Here is an 18,795-nt window from a genome sequence, read left to right on the forward strand (position 1 = left end):
GCTGGTGCAGCATTAACTGGAGGAAACTTTTGGCAAGGCGCAGTTACGGGTTTAGTGGTTAGTGGACTCAATCATGCAATGCATCAGATGGATAGTCCAGATGACGATGTGCGAATTAACACTAAAAATAAAACGGCAGAAGTTACAAGAACAGGCGATGGTCACGACAGAATTTTTGTTGATGGTGTTGAAGTTATGGCTACTCCTAGAGGCGCATTAGGTCCAGAGTTAAGAGATAATGGATATTCAATATCAATGAAAGGTCCGCAAGGAGTTGGAATGGGATTAACTGATTTAGTACTAGACGCATTCAATTTAATAACTGGAGCAGGTGAATTAAAAATGGGTGTTACGATGCTGTCGAAATCTTCGTTAGGTTTAAAGGTTTTAGGAGGAGCTTCAAAAGGAACTTTAAAATCGTCAGTTTTTTATAAATCAGTTTATGGTAATGCTAAAATCAGCTTATTTGGAGGAGCTGTTACAAGACTTCCTTATGTTTCTCCTTTCGGAGTTGGTATGGTAAGAAATTGGTCTTCGTTTTATGGTAGAAACGCAGCGCTTTTTGGAGGAACAAGAGCAACAGCAGGTGCAGCAGGATTAACAAATAATTAGATATGGAATTTTTGGAGACTAAAGTTTGTGATTTTTTTAATGAATGGTTATTTAGTAAAAAAGAGTATAATCTAAATACAATTATAAATACGATAGATTTAGACAAAGAAGATGCAATAATGATTTTTGAAGAGTTTTTAAATAAGTTTGAGATAGAATCAGGGTATTCTAATTTTGATACAAATAAATATTTTTACAAACTAAATTTTTTAGATGCTTTATTAATTAATATTTTTAGAAAAAAAATTGAAAAAAAATATGTCAAAAAACCATCTATCACCATTGCTCATATGGTAATGGTAGCTAAAAGAAAAGAGTGGTTTGATCCATTATCATAATATTTAAAAAAAAGCCGAGCAAATGCTCGGCTTTCTTCCCTTTATAAAGTCGCTACATTTTTAGCGAAGAAATCTTTAAATTTTTTATTGGTAAGCATTTTATCAATAAGTTTAAAGATGGTTTGTTTGTCATCATCTTCTAGCTGTTGTATGAGTCTCATTTGCTCAACGGCTGTTTTATCTTCCATTACAACTTCGGTTGGAATTTTGCCGTCGTAATTAATAATTTGATCAGTAGTTAAATTCAAAAGTAATGTTACATTTTAGTCGTTTTCCTAACACGACTTTCTAACGTGTTAAATTTTTTCAATTTTTCTAACACGTTTACATAACGTGGTAAGTTTTTAGCATTTTTCTAACACGTTGTTTTTATGCGGTAAATTTTCAATGGTTTTTTACCATATTTAACTATTCATTAAAACGTTTATCAATTCGGTATTCATATAATAGTTAGATTTTCCGACTTTGGTTTTTTCTAAAAATCCTATTTCTGAAATTTTATCTAAATAAATTGAAGCCGTTTGGCGCGTAATATTCAATTCTTTTTCCAAAAACTCAATTTTAGTGTAAGGATTTCTAAACAAAATATTTATCAAATCTTGACTGTATATTTTAGGTAATTCAGTTCGCATTTTACCTTTATAATCTGCCATTAAATCCCGAATTTTAGTAATCAGAACAATAGTTTGCTCTGCAGTTACCTCAACGCCTTTTAACATATACAACACCATCGCTTCCCAGTCGTTAGTTTCTCTAACGCCCTGCAAAACTTTGTAGTAATTGGCTTTGTTTTGGGTAATGTAACGGCTTAAATACAAAATAGGAATATCTAACAATCCCGATAAAACCAAATAGAGAATGTTGATAATACGCCCCGTCCGTCCGTTACCATCATAAAATGGGTGGATACTTTCAAACTGATAATGTATAATTGCCATTTTTATAAGTGGGTCAATATCCGAAAAATCATTGTCGTTTATAAACTTTTCTAGGTTGCCCATTAAGTCCAAAACTTCATTGGCCCTTTGTGGTGGAGTATAGACCGTTTGCCCTAGCGAGTTTACTAATTTTGTTCCCGCTTGCGTTCTAAATCCAGCATTGTTTTGTAACAGCTCCTTTTGAATGGTTAAGATATGTTTGTTTAAAAGTAATTTCTCTTTTCGCACAATTTCAAAACCAAGTTTCAAACCTTGTGCGTAATTAAAAACTTCTTTACTGGCGTGTTTCTTGGTGTCAATCAATACATTTTCTTTGTATAAATCGTCGTGAGTAGTGATGATGTTTTCAATCTCACTACTGTCTTTTGCTTCCTGGAGTGTAAGCGTATTAATCAAAATACTTTCGTTTGGAATAGTCTTTGCCGTGCCTTTGAGTTCAGCTAAATACCGATGCGATTTTGCCAATTGCTTCAATATAGCAATCGATTCTGTAAAGTCTTTAGGCGGTAAGGATTGCAAAGTAAAATTTTCTGTCATTGTATGTGATTGATTCACAAAGTTAGAAAACTTATTTTGATATTGTAGTGATTTCAAAAAATACAATTTCTTGAAAAAAATTAAATTCATACCCCCCACAAGAACCACCAAAAAGAAAAGTTACGGAGGTAAAATATTTTTTTTGAGGTACTCCCCATCTTTTATTTAAGAACGGAAACCACCATAATAAAGTGATTTACACAGAAAACGAAACTAAGACATTTATTTAAGGACAAAAAACCAAACAGCTAAACTTTTATTATTCCAAGTTAAGACTATAGAAACAGATAAACGATGTTATAAAGATACTGTTTAACAGTTTTTAACTTATTGTATCAATCTAATTATATTACATTAAAATAGGTTCATTTTAGTTTCACAACACGAAACGGAGTTGTTATTAGGTCAAGTTTAAAAAACAAAAAACCCAAAACACTAATAATTAGTACTTTGGGTTTTAAAAGTGCGGATAATAGGACTCGAACCTACACGCCTTGCGGCACCAGATCCTAAGTCTGGCATGTCTACCAATTTCACCATATCCGCGAAATTCTGAGTGCAAATATAAGCATTACTTCTTAAGTTCAAAGGAATTTCTTAAAAAATTATTTACTCAGTTTTTTGTACTTTTGAGATTATAAAATTATTAAATAATGGAAAATATTAAAGCATACATTCAAGAACACAAAGACCGCTTTATCAACGAGTTAATCGAATTATTAAAAATGCCCTCCGTGAGCGCAAATCCTGCTTTCTCACTAGATATCATCAATACTGCTGCTGCCGTAAAAGCAAGTTTGGAAAAAGCAGGCTGCGATTTCGTTGAAATCTGTGATACCCCAGGCAACCCAATCGTGTATGGCGAAAAAATAATCGACCCAAATTTACCAACCATTTTAGTGTATGGCCATTATGACGTACAACCCGCAGATCCTATTGAATTATGGACTTCGCCGCCATTTGAACCCGTAATTAAGAAAACCGAAACTCATCCCGACGGCGCTATTTTTGCCCGTGGCGCTTGCGATGACAAAGGCCAAATGTACATGCACGTAAAAGCATTGGAATATATGGTTCAATCGAATACTTTGCCGTGTAATGTGAAGTTTATGATTGAAGGCGAAGAGGAAATTGGCTCCAAAAGCTTGAGTTGGTTCGTAGAACGCAATCAGGAAAAACTAAAAAATGACGTGATTTTAATTTCAGACACCGGAATGATTTCTAATCAACAACCGTCAATTACAACAGGATTACGTGGATTGAGTTACGTAGAAGTCGAAGTAACGGGACCAAACCGTGATTTACATTCCGGATTATACGGTGGAGCGGTTGCCAACCCAATCAATATTTTAGCCAAAATGATTGCTTCGCTTCATGATGAAAACAACCACATTAACATTCCTGGTTTTTATGATAATGTAGCAGAATTATCCTTGGAAGAAAGAGCCGAAATGGCCAAAGCGCCTTTCAACTTAGACAATTACAAAAAAGCATTAGACTTAAATGACATTTACGGCGAAAAAGGCTATAACACAAACGAAAGAAACTCCATTCGCCCTACACTGGACGTCAACGGAATCTGGGGTGGTTACACCGGTGAAGGTGCCAAAACCGTTATTGCAAGCAAGGCTTTCGCTAAAATTTCCATGCGTTTGGTTCCTAATCAGGATTGGGAACAAATTACGGAATTATTCACAAAACATTTCATAAGCATTGCTCCTGCCGGCGTTACCGTAAAAGTAAAACCACATCATGGCGGACAAGGTTATGTAACCCCCACGGACAGCATTGGCTACAAAGCCGCGAATATGGCGTATGCAGAAACCTTTGGCGTTCCCGCAATTCCCGTGCGCTCCGGGGGAAGTATTCCTATCGTGGCGTTGTTCGAAAAAGAGTTGAAAAGCAAAACCATACTGATGGGATTTGGTCTGGACAGTGATGCCATTCACTCGCCAAACGAACATTTCGGAATCTTCAATTACCTGAAAGGGATTGAAACCATTCCGTTGTTTTACAAATATTTTGTAGAACTTTCTAAATAATAGTTGGCGATACCGTCCGTTCGAGTTTTTTTGTAAAGAGAAACGGAACAAAAAAGTATCGAGAACCTACATCCGCTCTAAACAGGGCGGATTTTTTTTGGGCGTTCCCACGCTTCCACTATCGTTCCAGCGTGGTCAGGCTGTCCGTTCTCAATCTTTTTATTTTTTGAAACAAAAAAATAAAAAGGATTTCCACTCCCATCCTTAACGCAAACCGCTGACTACCAAAATATTTTTCATAAAAATTTGTTTATTTCAATTTATATTCTACATTTGTAGAGCTAACTCTATTTTCGTAGAACAAAATTATTTTATGCGACAAACTGTTATTGTAATCGGCTTATTATTTTTCCTCTTTAGTTGCAAAACCAATCAAATGAAAAATAAACTTAGAGAAGGACTTTGGATTGAACAATACTCACAGGATAGTTCCCATTATAAATCAATTGGAAAATACAGAAAAGGTGATCCCGTAAAAAAATGGAGTTATTACTTAAATGGCAAAATTATTAAAAGAGAAAAATACAAAGACAACATCTGCAACACTACTTTTTATCATGAAAACGGAAAAATACAGTCCAAAGGAAAAACAAAAATGGAAACGAGTGATAAGTACGCGCATTGGTTTTATTTTGGTGACTGGAAGTTCTTTAATGAACATGGAAAACTAATAACAATAAAGAAATACAATAACGGAGAATCAGTTTCCGAAATAGAAATTAAATAACATGCAACAACTAACAAACTCAGAAGAACAACTCATGGAACACCTTTGGAAACTCGAGAAAGCCTTCATGAAAGACTTGCTGGAAGCCTATCCAAAACCAAAACCGGCAACCACAACCGTGGCTACTTTATTGAAAAGAATGATCGACAAACAATTTGTAGCGTATACTGAATTTGGGAACTCCCGGGAATATTATCCATTGGTCAAGAAAACGAATTATTTCTCGAAACACGTCAACGGATTGATTAGTAATTTTTTCAATAATTCGGCGTCGCAATTTGCTTCTTTCTTTACCACCGAAACGAATTTGTCTCAAACGGAACTGGAAGAACTCAAGAAAATAATCGACAGTGAAATTCAAAAAAAGAAAAAATGAGCGACTTTCTAATCAAATCGACAATCACTTTATTTGTGCTACTGGCAGTGTATTATTTGTTTTTGGAAAAAGAAAAAACACACGTTTTCAATAGGTTTTACCTGTTGTTCAGCCTTGTTTTCTCAATGGTGATTCCCTTTATTACTATTGAAGTTATTCAGGAAATAGCGCAGTCTGCAGTCAATCCGGGAAATATCCAGATACTGCAAGGAAGCGCTGTACTACTTGAAGAAACTAACTATTTGGCAATAGGATTATGGAGTTTGTATGCTGTAGTAACACTCGTTTTGGCGATACGTTTTCTCAGTAATATCATCAAGATTTCATCTAAAATGAAGTCGAATTCGCCAATTGATTATAAGAATGCCAAATTGATTTTGCTACCCGAAAAAACATTGCCGCATACTTTTCTGAATAGGATTTTCATCAACGAAACGGAGTACAACAACCGTCAAATTGAAGCTGAATTGTACACGCATGAACTCACACATGTAACCCAAAAACACACTTTGGATATTTTATTCATCGAACTATTGAAAACCGTTTTTTGGTTCAACCCAATTTTTATTTTTTACAAAAAAGCAATACAACTCAATCACGAATTTCTTGCTGACGAGAAGGTAGTGACCTCCTACAACAATGTTCCGTTTTACCAATCTTTATTATTATCGAAAGCAAACGAGAACCAAACTTTTTACTTGGCCAGTAATTTGAATTATTTAATAACTAAAAAACGATTACTTATGATGACAAAAACCACATCAAAAACGAAAGCTTTATTAAAAAAAGCAACATTAATTCCGGTAGTAACTGCCTTATTATTTTTATTGTGTACGAAAGTCGTTGCGCAAGAAACCAATGTGAAAAAAGAAACTACTCCTGTAAAACCTGGAAATTTATTTAAAACGTATTACGACAAAACTACTTTTAAAATCAAAGATGAAAAAGGGAAGATTACCAGCGAAAAAAAATACAATGAACTAACTCCTATCGAAAAGAGATCTATACCTTCTATCTTATCAAAACAAAAAAAATTACCTACAAACGAGGAACTTCTGGCGACTTTAAGCAAAGGAGCGCCTGAAGTAATTGAAATAGACACATTCAATTCTGAAAATCAATTTGTCCAAAAAGGGGAAAATGAAGTCTACAATACTGCTGGAATAACCGAAAAACCAGATTTTCCCGGAGGAATATCAGAATTTTACAAATTTGTCGGCAATAATTTTAAAACTCCAACACAACCTAACTTAAAAGGAAAAATATACATCACCTTTATAGTAGAAAAAGACGGCAGTTTAAGCGACATAAAAAACATACGAGATATTGGTTTTGGAACCGGTGAAGAAGCCATACGTGTTTTGAAAATATGCCCGAAATGGATTCCCGGGAAAATGAACGGCGTCCCTGTGAGAGTAATGTATAGCCTCCCAATAACTTTACACTCAAAATCATAATAGTATAAAAAAACAAATCCGCTTCAAAAGGAGCGGATTTATCAAACTAAAAATCTAAAAACAAACTACTAACTAAACTCTTTATCAGGATTGTATCCTAAATATGGCATGGATTGTTCTTTGAAAACAACACCGTATTCCTCTAATTCTTTCAAAATAGGCACATACACTTCCTTACGAATCGGTAATTGAACTCCGGGAGTCGTAATTTTACCATTCAGTATTAATAAGGTTGCCATTGCAACAGGCAAGCCTACAGTTTTTGCCATCGCAGTGTAGGTTTGATCATCCCCAATACAAACCATTTTGGAATCTATTTGTTCTTTTTTGCCATTTAATTCGTATCCAAATTTGTGATACATGACAATCATATCTTTATCATCTTGCTGAAGCGTCCAACTATCAGTCAAGATCTTTTCCAGAATTTGTGCCGGCGTGGCATTCTTCAAGCCTACAATTTTATTGCGATTGAACAAGTCCAATTCCAACAATTTGTCCCACATGATATCATCCTGATCAATCTTAAGAATCAAACGAGTCTTAATTTCCACTGAATCCGTGGGATGATACGGCAAGAAAGAATTCACGTATTCTCTGTAACTCATGTTCTCCGAATCCTCCATGACGTAACTGTCATCCGTCATTCCTAATTGCACAAACATATTCCAAGCTTTAGAAAAACCAACTCTACGGATTGTTCCTCGGTATAAAGTCAGTACATTATCCAAGCCATACACACTTCGGTATTTCAAGGAATCCCGATTAGAATAGGCTTCAAATCGGCCAAACTCTTCCACTTCTAGAAATTCCGTTCTGCGAAACAAATTACAATACGGAATGTATTTATACGTTCCTTCCTGAATAAATTTGGCAGCGCCTCCTTGTCCTGCCAAAACCACATTGCGTGGTGCCCAGGTAAATTTATAATTCCAAAGATTCGTGTCGGATTCCGGCGCTACGAGTCCACCACAAAAAGATTCAAAAAGAAGCATTTCTCCGCCTTTTTCTTTAATTTCATCAATCACTTTCATCGCACTCATGTGGTCAATACCTGGATCAAGTCCAATTTCATTCATGAAAATGAGATTGTTTTCTTTGGCGGCAGCATCTAATTCCTGCATGGCATCGCTCACATAAGAGGCGGTAACCAAATGCTTTTTATATATTACACAATCTTTAGCCACTTCGATATGCAAATGAGCCGGCAACATCGAGATGACAATGTCAGCATTTTCAATTGCTTTTTTTCGTTGCTCATTATCGTAAATATCTAAAGCAATTGCAGTTGCGTTTTTATGATCATTGGTTTTACGCTGAGCTAAAGCCAAAGACAAATCACCAATAATTAGATGCAAGTTTTCTTTTTCGGATTTGTCTAAAAGATAATGTATCAAAGAGGAAGCTGATCTTCCCGCCCCGATGATTAAAATTGTTCTCATTTTTATTTATTTACAACACAAACATACAAAAATGTTGTATTTATAACAAATAACTCAAAATAATTTACTGAGAAAGCTTTTATTCTTTTCGTTCTTTCTTTTACGTTTTAAAAATAAAAAAATTAGTCTGCTTAGTGTACCGTTAAATTAAGTTCATTTGAAAGTATCGTGCCAAATACTTTTAAAGTTAGGAGATATGAAATACTTTTGCATCAAACATCATTATCATGGACAAAAAGATACTTACAACGGGAACTATTCTGGGAATGATTGCAATAATTTTTGGTGCTTTTGGCGCACATGCCCTAAAAAAAGTACTGTCTATTGAGCAATTAAATACTTTTGAAACAGGCGTACGCTACCAAATGTACCATGCACTGTTTTTATTGTTTCTTGGACTCCTGAAAGACCTCTCTCAAAAAACAAAAAAAACGCTCTATAATTTAGTGCTTTTCGGTGTAATTCTATTTTCTGGCTCCATTTATCTATTGGCAACAAACACCCTTACTTCGTTTGATTTTAGCATCATTGGATTTATAACTCCTATTGGCGGACTCCTATTAATACTGGCCTGGGGCGTTTTATTGATAAATATTTTAAATAAAAAGTCACAAATTTAGACGAAACAAATTCTATCTGAAATTTAATATCTACTTTTGCAGTCTATAAAAACAAACTACACAACAAAATATTTATGGACAATAACACACTTTTCACGCAATCGATTTCGTTAAAAGAATTAGGAATTGAAAATGCAAAAATTCATTACCAGTTATCTCCTGATGAATTACACGACATCACCATCAAATCTGGTCAAGGAATCGAAGTTTCAAGTGGATCATTAGCGGTCAACACAGGAGAATACACAGGCAGATCTCCGCTGGATCGTTTTATCGTGAAAGACAGCGTCACTGAAAACGAAGTGTGGTGGGGAAAAGTAAACATCCCTTTCTCGCCAGAAGCTTTTGAAAAATTATACAACAAGGTTACCGCTTATTTATCCGGCAAAGAAATTTTTGTGAGAGATTCTTATGTGTGTTCAGACCAAAATTACAGATTAAATGTCAGAGTAGTGACTGAAACCGCTTGGGCCAACTTATTTTGCTACAACATGTTTTTAAGACCTGAAATGGAGGAATTAGCAGACTTCGACCCTGAATGGACTTTACTTTGCGTGCCTAGCTTTATGGCAGATCCAATTATAGACGGAACACGTCAAAGCAATTTCGCAATTCTTGATTTTACACGAAAAGTAGTTTTAATAGGCGGAACCGGATATACAGGTGAAATAAAAAAGGGAATTTTCTCTGCCTTGAATTTCATTTTGCCAGTTTTCAAAAACACCTTACCAATGCATTGCAGTGCCAACGTTGGTAAAGATGGTGATACAGCTATCTTCTTTGGATTATCAGGAACCGGAAAAACAACTTTATCAGCTGATCCTAACAGAAAATTAATTGGCGACGATGAACATGGTTGGACGAATGAAAATACCGTTTTCAATTTTGAAGGAGGGTGTTATGCAAAAGTCATCAACCTTTCTGAAGAAAATGAACCTGACATTTTTCGCGCTATAAAAAAAGGAGCAATTCTGGAAAATGTAATTATCAATAAAGATACGAATGACGTTGATTTTGAGGATATTTCCATTACACAAAACACGAGAGTAAGTTATCCTATTTTTCATATTGATAATATTCAGCAAGGTTCCATTGGAGAAAATCCTAAAAATATATTCTTTTTGACCGCGGATGCGTATGGTATCCTGCCTCCCATTGCACTACTAACTCCGGGACAAGCAGCGTATTATTTCATCTCAGGATACACAGCAAAAGTTGCCGGAACTGAAGCAGGAATCACAGAACCTCAACCCAATTTCTCGACGTGTTTTGGAGCGCCATTTATGCCATTACACCCAACAAGATATGCTGAAATGTTAACTAAAAAAATGAAAGATGCCAATGTAAAAGTCTGGCTTATCAATACAGGATGGACTGGTGGCCCTTACGGAGTAGGAAGCCGAATGAAATTAAAATACACCCGTGCCATGATTACCGCTGCATTAAACGGAGAATTGGACGATGTGCCGTATGAGAACCACCACGTTTTTGGAATTGCAAAACCGCAAACCTGTCCAAATGTTCCTAGCGAAATTCTAAATCCCAGAAATACATGGGAAGACCCAGAACTTTACGATAAAAAGGCAATAGAATTAGCTCAAAAATTTAAAGCCAACTTCACCAAATTTGAAGAATTTGCCAATGCCGAAATTATGGCAGGAGCACCATTGACATAAGGTACTATTAATTCAAAAACCAATAGAGCCGTTCGTAAAGAGCGGCTCTATTTTATTTAGGACAAACCGTAACAAAAAGCCATAAATAAATACCTATCAAGTATTTATACCACAATCCGTTTTTTGTCGTTAAATTTATATTCATCAATCATCCGAGCCGGAATAGCAATCTGGTGAAGCAATCAAAAATCAATTATGTTAAAACAATTTTTCATTCTGTGTTCCGGCTCAGACAAAGACCTACTCGTAGGCTGTTCCGAAGGCGAACAAACCAAATATGTAGGTATTGGCGCCACTGTTTTCTTTACTGCGGTCATGGCTTTTCTTGCCAGTTCGTATGCATTGTTCACCGTCTTTGACAGTATGTATCTCGCAATCGCATTTGGTACCGTTTGGAGTTTACTCCTATTTAATTTGGATCGTTTTATTGTTTCCAGTATTCGAAAAAGAGATAAATTTGGATGTGAATTTCTGCAGGCAACTCCCCGAATTATTTTGGCGGTAATCATTGCGATCGTCATTTCGAAACCATTAGAAATTAAAATCTTCGAGAAAGAAATCAACACCGTTTTATTGAAAGAGAAAAATGCGATGGCTTTGAATAACAAAAAGGAAGTGGCCAATTATTTCAAATCGGATTAAACAAAAAAGTTACCGAAACCCAACCTATTATTGATGGATTTGACGGTCTAATGGCACGAATCAATGCCTTGGATAAATTACCGTGGCTGCCTTCGTTCTTTATAATGTTGCTGTTTTTAGCCATTGAAACTTCTCCTATTATTGCTAAACTTTTATCTCCAAAAGGGGAATACGACTATAAATTAGAAGATATAGAAACAGCGTTGAAAGCAACAATCGAGCAAGACAAATACCAACGCACTTTGTTGGTAAAAACTAGCGCCACTATGCACGACAAAGTGTACGGAGACATTGCTCAAGACAAACAGCTGTATGATTTACAACGAAAAAACGCTGCCGATTTGCTCGAATTACAATCAAATAATTTTGTAGAAAAGCAGAAAAGAACACTTTAAGTCTAAAGTCGAAAGTCCTAAAGTCAAAAGGAAGTAAATATCTTTTGACTTTATGACTTTCCGCTTTAAAGCTAATTACATAAAACTTAAAATTTCTTTTTTGAAAGCGTCATATTCGCCTTGCAAAATCAATCCGTTATCTAGTAATTTTTTATAATTCTGCAATTTTTCAAAAAGTTCGTCTTGCGATAAATCGCTTAAAGATTTGTCTTTTGATATTACTGTAGACTCTTCAAAATCTTGATTTTCAGCAGTGAAATTAGTTGGTGAAACAGGCATTAGTTCAGCAAAATTAGTCACTTCTTCCGTTTCCATTTCTTCAATAATTTCATCTTCTGCCATTGGTGAAAACGGAATTGCATCTACAAGTGTTGCATTTAATACTGCTCCTGTTTTCAATATATCCAATTGTTCTTTGGCATACGTAAAAATTTTACGCGCTTGGATTTTAGGAATATAATCAATAGAAACTTCCATATTTGTTTTGGTTGTAAATGAAAACTCAGAACCCAAAATATTTTCTTTTACAAAAGTTCCTTCAACCTCATCCCAAGTGTAATCAATAAAATTCATTGAAAGTCCCAGATTTTTAGGCTGACAAATGATAATTCTTTTATTCGTCATCACAATACTATCCGGCAAAACAGTAATCGCTGGTTTTTTTTGAACAGCAATATATCCGATTTCTTCATTTTTCATCAATAAATCACTCAGTTTTGAAGCGATTTTTTCAATGGCTTTTGAGTCTTGTTCTTCGTTTAAAAACTTTTTAAATTGTTCTTTCATGTGATATGCTGAATTTATTCCTTACGCATTTATAATTTTATTCGACTTTTCTTGGCAAAAGTAACACCTAATCTTCTAATTCTTGAATTTCACTCTGCAATTTCTTTGTTAAACTTTTGAAAACCAAATCATAGGAATGATCCACCAACTCTTTGAGTAATGCATCCGCAACTGATTCATTTACAGCAACTGTATTCCAATGGGTTTTACTCATGTGAAAACCCGGTTGAATGTCAACGTATTCAGCCCGCAATTCCTGAGCACGCTCTGGATCACATTTTAAATTAACTGATGGCTGTACTTTCTCCCACTGACTTAAAGAAGACAATGCAAACATTTTTCCACCCACTTTAAACACCAATGTATCTTCGTCAAAAGGAAAGTGTTCCGTTACTCCTTTTTTAGACAAGCAATATTCGTAGTACGTTTCCAGGTTCATCTCTTGAAATTATTTTTCATTCAATCATTTAAAATAGCGTACAAAACCGGCTTACTCGGACTCGCATCATTTTCAAAAGAGGCAATTTGTAAATTCAACAAATAACCGCCATCTTTCACTTCATCAGCCACAAAAATCATCTCCGTAATCGTACAATTCAATCTGGCTTCTGCATTCAGATTGTTGACATCGGTCACATTCCAAAAGGCTTTGTGTGCCAATAATTTCCCTTCATCATGCTCTTTATCCACGCTGGGCAAATCAATTAGCAAGTGCTGAATCCCGCTTTCGCGAATGAATAACGCAGCATCTTCATTTAGATAAGGCGGATTCGTATTCGAATATTTTAAAGATTTTTTTATTTTAAAATTAGGTAGAGTTCTAATAATTAAGGCTTCTTTTGGAATACCTAATTTCAGTGTCACATCGAGCGCAGTCGAGATGTTATCCAGTGTAATCACTAGATCTCCTCCTTGCATTTCCGGGACAACCGAAATCAACTCAGCTAAAAAAATAAACTGTTTCAAAGATTGATTAACACTGTAAAATTCACGTGTAATATGTCCCAAACATTCCGTATGCGTTCCGTGTCCGTGTGGATTGAAGAAAATATTATTGAAATTAGTAGACGACTTTCCTTCCGAAACTTTCCCTATCCAATCCCCAAAAATAACGGGTTCAATGACTGGTTTCTCGATATACCAAGCAATTGGATTCTCGTCTGTATTTGTTAATGGAATCGAAATATCAATGGGTTTTGATAAATCGACTTCAATGGCTTGGTTGTTATGTTGGATTGTTGCTAACATTTACGCTGAATTTATTTCAGCATCTCATCTGGAGATACTTTATAAGTTCAAATATAAATCTTTTAATTCAGGATTTAAAAATTTTGCAACATTCCATTTCCAGTCTTTATGCCAATTTTTAAGTTGTTTTTCTCTTTTAAAGATAGCACTTAAGTAGCAAGAAAGATATATTGTCGCAATTATTAAAATACGACATTAAATTTTAGTCATCACTTAAATCCTCAAAATCTTCCAAATAGATTAAAATTGTAGCATTCTATTTTTTTGTAAAAACTGCCCCCTGTACCATTTCTATGATAATCAATTCTGTTTTTTAAATTTTTTGTGGCACCCACCTACGAAACAGTACTGTTTTTATTCGTCAAAATATATGTAAATCCTTTTTCCATACAAAATCAATTAAAATTCAATAGATCCTGAAACTAGTTCACGATAAATAAATCTGAAGCAATTCCATCTGTCAAAAATTTTCCTTTTTTGGTTGGCTTTAAAATCCCATTTTCAATAAAAAGCAAATCATCATCAAGAAATTTTCGAGATTGATTGTTCAAATATTCCAAATATTCAGTTCCAAATTCGGTTTCAATTCTATCCAAAGAAACACCCCAAATCGTTCGCAAGCCCGTCATAACATATTCATTATATCGGTCCATAACAGAAAGAATTTCGATTTCATTGGGTAATTTACCCTCTTGAATGGATTTTAAATACAGCGCATTATTCGACACATTCCAACTTCTGGAAACACCATCATAACTGTGTGCTGAAGGACCAATTCCAATGTATTTTTTTCCTAACCAATATGCCGAATTGTTTCTGGAAAAATAAGTTGACTTCCCAAAATTAGATAATTCATAATGAATAAAAGCATTGGCTTCGAGCGTTTGTACCAAAATAGCAAAATGTTCTTGTGCCACTTCATCTTTGGGAGCGGCAATTTTTCCTGTTTGTATCAGTTTATTCAACGCTGTTTTAGGCTCTACCGTCAAAGCATAACTCGAAATATGCGGAATCCCAAAACTCAATGCTGTTTCAATGTTTTGTTTCCATTTCTCATCGCTCATTCCCGGAATTCCGTATATTAGGTCGAGAGAAATGTTGTCAAAATACTGAGTAGCAACTTCTAAACATTTTCTGGCTTCCGCCGAATTATGAGCTCGGTTCATCAATTGTAAATCGTCTTCAAAGAACGACTGAATCCCAATACTTAGCCGATTAATTTTGCTTTTAGATAATTCGATTATTCGTTCACTTGACAAATCATCTGGATTGGCTTCCAGTGTAATTTCAGGATTATCTGAAACAGAATAGTATTTGTACACTTCCGCAATCAGGAAATTAATTTCTGCTGAAGTTAAAACACTTGGCGTTCCTCCGCCAAAATAAATGGTTTCGACAATTTCGTTTTTAAATTCGCTTTTACGCATTTGAATTTCTTTGGCAATAGCCAAAACCATTTCTTCTTTCTTCTTCATCGATGTTGAAAAATGAAAATCGCAGTAATGACACGCTTGCTTGCAAAAAGGGATATGGATGTAGATTCCGCTCATTTAGTAGTGGTCAGTTTTAAGAAAGTGGTCAGTGGTCAGATTTTTAGTATTCAGTCTTAAGAAAGTGTTCAGTGAGCAGTTATTTAGTAATCATATATGTACTGAATACTAAAAAACTGAACACTAATCACTCCTTTTTAACTCCAAACTTTTCAGGGTTCAATATCATATAATTAACAAGTTTTCCAATTTCTAAACTTTCAGAGATAAATTCCTGATAAATAGCTTCAGAAATATATTTACAAGACACAGAAAACTCTAACCACACTTGTGTTTCTGAATTTTCTCCATCAGAATCGGTCAACTTACTATAAAAATGTTTAGGGTAAATCCTCTTTCTATAGGCTTCGGCAATAGTTGCAGGAACACTCCTTGAAGAACGCCGAATTTGATCCGTTAATGAATAGGTTTCTTCCTTTGGAAATGATTTTTTATAGGCTAATAAATCTTGGAATCTCATATGATACAATTTAAAAAACGGAATACTCTTACTTAATTAAAACTGCTGAAAACTGACTACTCATCCCAGTCCAACACTACTGAACACTAAAGTACTGAACACTGATCACTTTTTTATTCGTTCTTCGTTTTGTTTCACAAAAGCATCCCAACCGGTATAACTTTTCTCTCCCACCACTTTCCCAGAATTGAAAAAATGACAAACCGCAGCTGCTAATCCATCTGTACTGTCAAGATTTTTAGGCAATTCTTTTAATCCTAAAAGTTGCTGTAGCATTTTGGCAACTTGTTCTTTGCTGGCGTTTCCATTTCCGGTAATCGCCATTTTTATTTTCTTAGGTTCGTACTCCGTAATGGGAATGTCTCTCGAAAGTCCCGCTGCCATAGCCACGCCTTGCGCGCGTCCTAACTTTAGCATCGATTGTACGTTTTTACCAAAGAAAGGCGCTTCAATCGCAATTTCGTCTGGATTGTGGGTATCGATTAACTCAATGGTGCGTTCAAAAATGATTTTGAGTTTTTGATAATGATTGTCGTATTTGGACAATTGCAATTCGTTCAGCTGCAAAAACTCCATTTTTTTATTGACAATTTTTATCAATCCAAAACCCATAATCGTCGTTCCGGGGTCAATTCCTAATATGATGCGCTCGTTTGCCAAAAGTTTTAGTTTTTTATTACACAAAGATACTCAAAGGGAACACAGAGGTACACAAAGATTAATTTTACAATCGACCAAACAAAAAACTTTGCACTGCTTAGTAATTTCTTTGTGAATCTTTGTGAAATAGCTTTTTCAAAATACTTTTTCTTTTCTTTGCGGTATGATTACAATTCCACACAAAACTAAGCAATTCCTCGTACTTCTAATCAAAGTTTTGATTGTGGGCGGTGCGTTTTATTTTATTTACAATCAATTGGCTAATAATGACAAACTGGATTGGCAGAAATTCATCGTTTTATTCCAGAAAAATCAGTCTATTGGCGGAATCGCCTTTATTTTACTACTGAGTGTTTTAAATCGGTTTTTTGAAATTTTGAAATGGCAAAACTTAGTTGAATTCATTCATGAAATCTCAGTAGGAACAGCAACCAAACAAGTTCTTGGCGCATTAACCGCTGGACTTTTTACACCCAATGGAGTTGGAGAATATGCCGGGAAAGCGTTTTTTTTTGATAAATTAAACACTAAAAAAGTCATATTCTTAAATCTGATCTGCAACGGAATCCAAATGATATTGACCGTTATTTTTGGGGTTTTCGGATTGCTATTTTTTAATGCGCAGTACCATGTGATTACCACAAAAACAATAGCGTTACTTTTTGGATTTCTGATACTTCTCTTCATTGTTTTATTTACGGCCAAAAAAATTACTATCAAAGGGTATTCGATCGAAAAACTGATCCATAAGATTAATGAAATTCCAAAACCCATTCATCAAAAAAATATCTTTTTGGGTATTTGTCGCTATCTTGTTTTCTCGCACCAATACTACTTTTTGTTTCTGGCTTTTGATGTTGACTTGCCTTATTTTACCCTAATTGCCACCATTTCCTCTGTTTATTTCTTAGCTTCTTCCTTGCCTACTTTTCAATTTTTAGACTTTGCCGTAAAAGGAAGTGTTGCGGTTTATTTCTTTGGGATTTTAGGTGTAAATGAATGGATTGTTATTTTCATTTCGACTTTAATGTGGTTTTTGAATGTGGTTTTACCCGTAATAATTGGCACTTATTATGTGTTGAACTTTAAAATCCTCTCTCCTCCCGGAGCTTCGGGACTCCCTAAAGGAGAGAGAGATAAAACTTATTAAAATAATTATGATTACAAATATTTTATTTTTGGTGCTTTTGATTTATGCCGTTTTTATTGGACTTTTGATTTATGGTCTCATTAAAGTGAGTACAATTGATTATATTGGCTTACGGCCAAAAACAAAATTCTCAATTATCGTTCCTTTTCGGAATGAAGCTGAAAATTTACCCATTCTATTAGACAGTTTGTCGAAGCTGAATTATCCGATGGAATTGTTCGAAGTGATTTTGGTCGACGATGAATCGGAAGAAGTGTTCCGTGTTTCGTGCTCAGTGTTTCGTGTTCGGATAATAAAGAACATTCGGATTTCAAACTCACCCAAGAAAGATGCAATTGTAAATGCGATGCAAATTGTAAATGCAGACTGGATTATCACCACCGATGCCGATTGTGTAGTTGATAAAAACTGGTTATTGACCTTGGACAATTACATTCAGCTCCATGATGTGGCGATGATTGCCGGGGCAGTAACGTATGATTGTGGCAATTCATTTTTGCATCATTTTCAGCAATTGGATTTGGCGAGTTTACAAGGCGCAACCATTGGGAGTTTTGGTATTAACAAAGGATTTATGTGCAATGGCGCCAACTTTGCGTACACGAAATCCTTTTTCCAAAAACTGAATGGCTTCGAAGGAAATGACAGCATTGCCAGTGGCGACGATGTGTTCCTGTTGCAAAAAGCGATTGCAAAATCCCCTGAAAAGGTGCATTATCTAAAATCTCGAAATACTATTGTCACCACAAGGCCATTGAACAATTGGAAATCATTATTCCATCAGCGCGTTCGCTGGGCCTCTAAAACAAGTTCGTATCAAAGTACTTTCGGGAAAGGATTGGGACTGTTAGTATTTGCGGGGAATTTGTGTTTGGTGATAGGCGCTGGGTGTTGGGTGTTGGGCGTTATTCCGTTTCTAAATATAGTTTTACTGTTCCTTTTAAAATTTCTTGTTGATGCTGTTTTGATATACGAAACCAACTCTTTTTTAACCAAAACCAAAATACGTTATTTGATTTTGAGCAGTTTGTTTTATCCTTTTTTTAGTACAAGCGTGGCTTTGTATTCTGTGTTTGGAAAATACGAATGGAAAGGCAGAAGATTTTAGAATCCTGATCCGAGCCAAAAAGTAAATACTAACG

At 35.1% G+C, this 18,795-nt stretch carries 19 protein-coding genes, 1 tRNA gene and 1 pseudogene; 11 read left to right on the forward strand and 10 right to left on the reverse strand.

The window, feature by feature from the left end; all coding sequences use genetic code 11:
* Both EKM05_RS14355 and EKM05_RS04710 read left to right on the forward strand, forming a co-directional pair.
* Nucleotides 1-612, forward strand: a 612-nt coding sequence (locus EKM05_RS14355; RefSeq protein WP_158614843.1) for a hypothetical protein, incomplete at its 5' end; no start/stop codon positions are given.
* A gap of 2 nt (nt 613-614) precedes the next feature.
* Complete coding sequence (locus tag EKM05_RS04710; protein ID WP_126553834.1) at nt 615-950, forward strand: DUF1493 family protein; 336 nt, start codon at nt 615-617, stop codon at nt 948-950.
* A gap of 41 nt (nt 951-991) precedes the next feature.
* On the opposite strand, the gene EKM05_RS04715 is transcribed toward EKM05_RS04710, so the two are convergent.
* The 3 genes from EKM05_RS04715 to EKM05_RS04725 all read right to left on the reverse strand — a co-directional run bounded on the left by EKM05_RS04715 (nt 992) and on the right by EKM05_RS04725 (nt 2,971).
* Nucleotides 992-1,198: a hypothetical protein gene (locus EKM05_RS04715; RefSeq protein ID WP_199736775.1), complete on the reverse strand. Its 207-nt coding sequence runs from the start codon at nt 1,196-1,198 to the stop codon at nt 992-994.
* A gap of 156 nt (nt 1,199-1,354) precedes the next feature.
* Nucleotides 1,355-2,425 carry a Fic family protein gene (locus tag EKM05_RS04720; protein WP_126553836.1) on the reverse strand — a complete coding sequence of 357 codons (1,071 nt, stop codon included), beginning with the start codon at nt 2,423-2,425 and terminating at the stop codon, nt 1,355-1,357.
* 464 nt (nt 2,426-2,889) lie between these two features.
* Nucleotides 2,890-2,971: transfer RNA gene (locus EKM05_RS04725), tRNA-Leu, on the reverse strand.
* Nucleotides 2,972-3,078: 107 nt separating this feature from the next.
* Between EKM05_RS04725 and EKM05_RS04730 the strand changes: the two genes are divergently transcribed.
* The 4 genes from EKM05_RS04730 (at nt 3,079) to EKM05_RS04745 (ending at nt 7,027) form a co-directional block, all read left to right on the forward strand.
* Complete coding sequence (locus EKM05_RS04730) at nt 3,079-4,467, forward strand: dipeptidase (RefSeq protein ID WP_126553838.1); 1,389 nt, start codon at nt 3,079-3,081, stop codon at nt 4,465-4,467.
* Between the two features lie 376 nt (nt 4,468-4,843).
* The gene (locus EKM05_RS04735) at nt 4,844-5,194 is read left to right on the forward strand and encodes a hypothetical protein (protein ID WP_233584084.1); all 351 of its coding nucleotides are present in this window, start codon (nt 4,844-4,846) and stop codon (nt 5,192-5,194) included.
* A 1-nt stretch (nt 5,195) separates the two neighbouring features.
* A complete protein-coding gene (locus EKM05_RS04740; RefSeq protein ID WP_126553842.1) occupies nt 5,196-5,570 on the forward strand; it encodes a BlaI/MecI/CopY family transcriptional regulator in 375 nt (124 codons plus the stop codon).
* Nucleotides 5,567-7,027, forward strand: a complete 1,461-nt coding sequence (locus EKM05_RS04745) for a M56 family metallopeptidase (RefSeq protein ID WP_126553844.1) — start codon at nt 5,567-5,569, stop codon at nt 7,025-7,027. The genes EKM05_RS04740 and EKM05_RS04745 overlap by 4 nt, the downstream gene beginning before the upstream one ends.
* Nucleotides 7,028-7,095: 68 nt before the next feature.
* Here the strand turns inward: EKM05_RS04745 and EKM05_RS04750 are convergent, their stop codons facing one another.
* Nucleotides 7,096-8,466, reverse strand: coding sequence for a saccharopine dehydrogenase family protein (locus tag EKM05_RS04750; RefSeq protein WP_126553846.1), 1,371 nt, complete (start codon nt 8,464-8,466; stop codon nt 7,096-7,098).
* Between the two features lie 227 nt (nt 8,467-8,693).
* On the opposite strand from EKM05_RS04750, the gene EKM05_RS04755 reads away from it, so the two are divergent.
* The 3 genes and pseudogenes from EKM05_RS04755 to EKM05_RS04765 all read left to right on the forward strand — a co-directional run bounded on the left by EKM05_RS04755 (nt 8,694) and on the right by EKM05_RS04765 (nt 11,799).
* Nucleotides 8,694-9,086 (forward strand): DUF423 domain-containing protein, encoded by a 393-nt coding sequence (locus EKM05_RS04755; protein WP_126457494.1) that lies wholly within the window; start codon nt 8,694-8,696, stop codon nt 9,084-9,086.
* 74 nt (nt 9,087-9,160) lie between these two features.
* The gene (gene pckA, locus EKM05_RS04760) at nt 9,161-10,762 is read left to right on the forward strand and encodes a phosphoenolpyruvate carboxykinase (ATP) (RefSeq protein ID WP_126553848.1); all 1,602 of its coding nucleotides are present in this window, start codon (nt 9,161-9,163) and stop codon (nt 10,760-10,762) included.
* Nucleotides 10,763-10,957: 195 nt separating this feature from the next.
* Nucleotides 10,958-11,799: pseudogene (locus EKM05_RS04765) on the forward strand (DUF4407 domain-containing protein).
* A 75-nt stretch (nt 11,800-11,874) separates the two neighbouring features.
* Here EKM05_RS04765 and EKM05_RS04770 read toward each other — a convergent pair.
* The 6 genes from EKM05_RS04770 to ruvC all read right to left on the reverse strand — a co-directional run bounded on the left by EKM05_RS04770 (nt 11,875) and on the right by ruvC (nt 16,503).
* A complete protein-coding gene (locus EKM05_RS04770) occupies nt 11,875-12,585 on the reverse strand; it encodes a PH domain-containing protein (protein ID WP_126553851.1) in 711 nt (236 codons plus the stop codon).
* Between the two features lie 67 nt (nt 12,586-12,652).
* Entirely contained in the window at nt 12,653-13,024 is a 372-nt protein-coding gene (locus tag EKM05_RS04775; protein WP_126553853.1) for an MmcQ/YjbR family DNA-binding protein, read from the reverse strand.
* A gap of 20 nt (nt 13,025-13,044) precedes the next feature.
* Nucleotides 13,045-13,833, reverse strand: coding sequence for a cyclase family protein (locus EKM05_RS04780; protein ID WP_126553855.1), 789 nt, complete (start codon nt 13,831-13,833; stop codon nt 13,045-13,047).
* 422 nt (nt 13,834-14,255) lie between these two features.
* Nucleotides 14,256-15,383, reverse strand: coding sequence for a radical SAM family heme chaperone HemW (hemW, locus tag EKM05_RS04785; RefSeq protein WP_126553857.1), 1,128 nt, complete (start codon nt 15,381-15,383; stop codon nt 14,256-14,258).
* Nucleotides 15,384-15,510: 127 nt separating this feature from the next.
* Entirely contained in the window at nt 15,511-15,843 is a 333-nt protein-coding gene (locus EKM05_RS04790) for a four helix bundle protein (RefSeq protein WP_126553859.1), read from the reverse strand.
* Between the two features lie 105 nt (nt 15,844-15,948).
* Nucleotides 15,949-16,503 carry a crossover junction endodeoxyribonuclease RuvC gene (ruvC, locus tag EKM05_RS04795; protein WP_091203117.1) on the reverse strand — a complete coding sequence of 185 codons (555 nt, stop codon included), beginning with the start codon at nt 16,501-16,503 and terminating at the stop codon, nt 15,949-15,951.
* A 163-nt stretch (nt 16,504-16,666) separates the two neighbouring features.
* Between ruvC and EKM05_RS04800 the strand changes: the two genes are divergently transcribed.
* Both EKM05_RS04800 and EKM05_RS04805 read left to right on the forward strand, forming a co-directional pair.
* Entirely contained in the window at nt 16,667-17,653 is a 987-nt protein-coding gene (locus EKM05_RS04800; protein WP_126553862.1) for a lysylphosphatidylglycerol synthase domain-containing protein, read from the forward strand.
* A 7-nt stretch (nt 17,654-17,660) separates the two neighbouring features.
* The gene (locus EKM05_RS04805; RefSeq protein WP_126553864.1) at nt 17,661-18,761 is read left to right on the forward strand and encodes a glycosyltransferase; all 1,101 of its coding nucleotides are present in this window, start codon (nt 17,661-17,663) and stop codon (nt 18,759-18,761) included.
* The last annotated feature ends 34 nt before the right edge of the window (nt 18,762-18,795 follow it).

Source organism: Flavobacterium sp. GSP27, from assembly GCF_003970395.1.
GTDB lineage: Bacteria > Bacteroidota > Bacteroidia > Flavobacteriales > Flavobacteriaceae > Flavobacterium.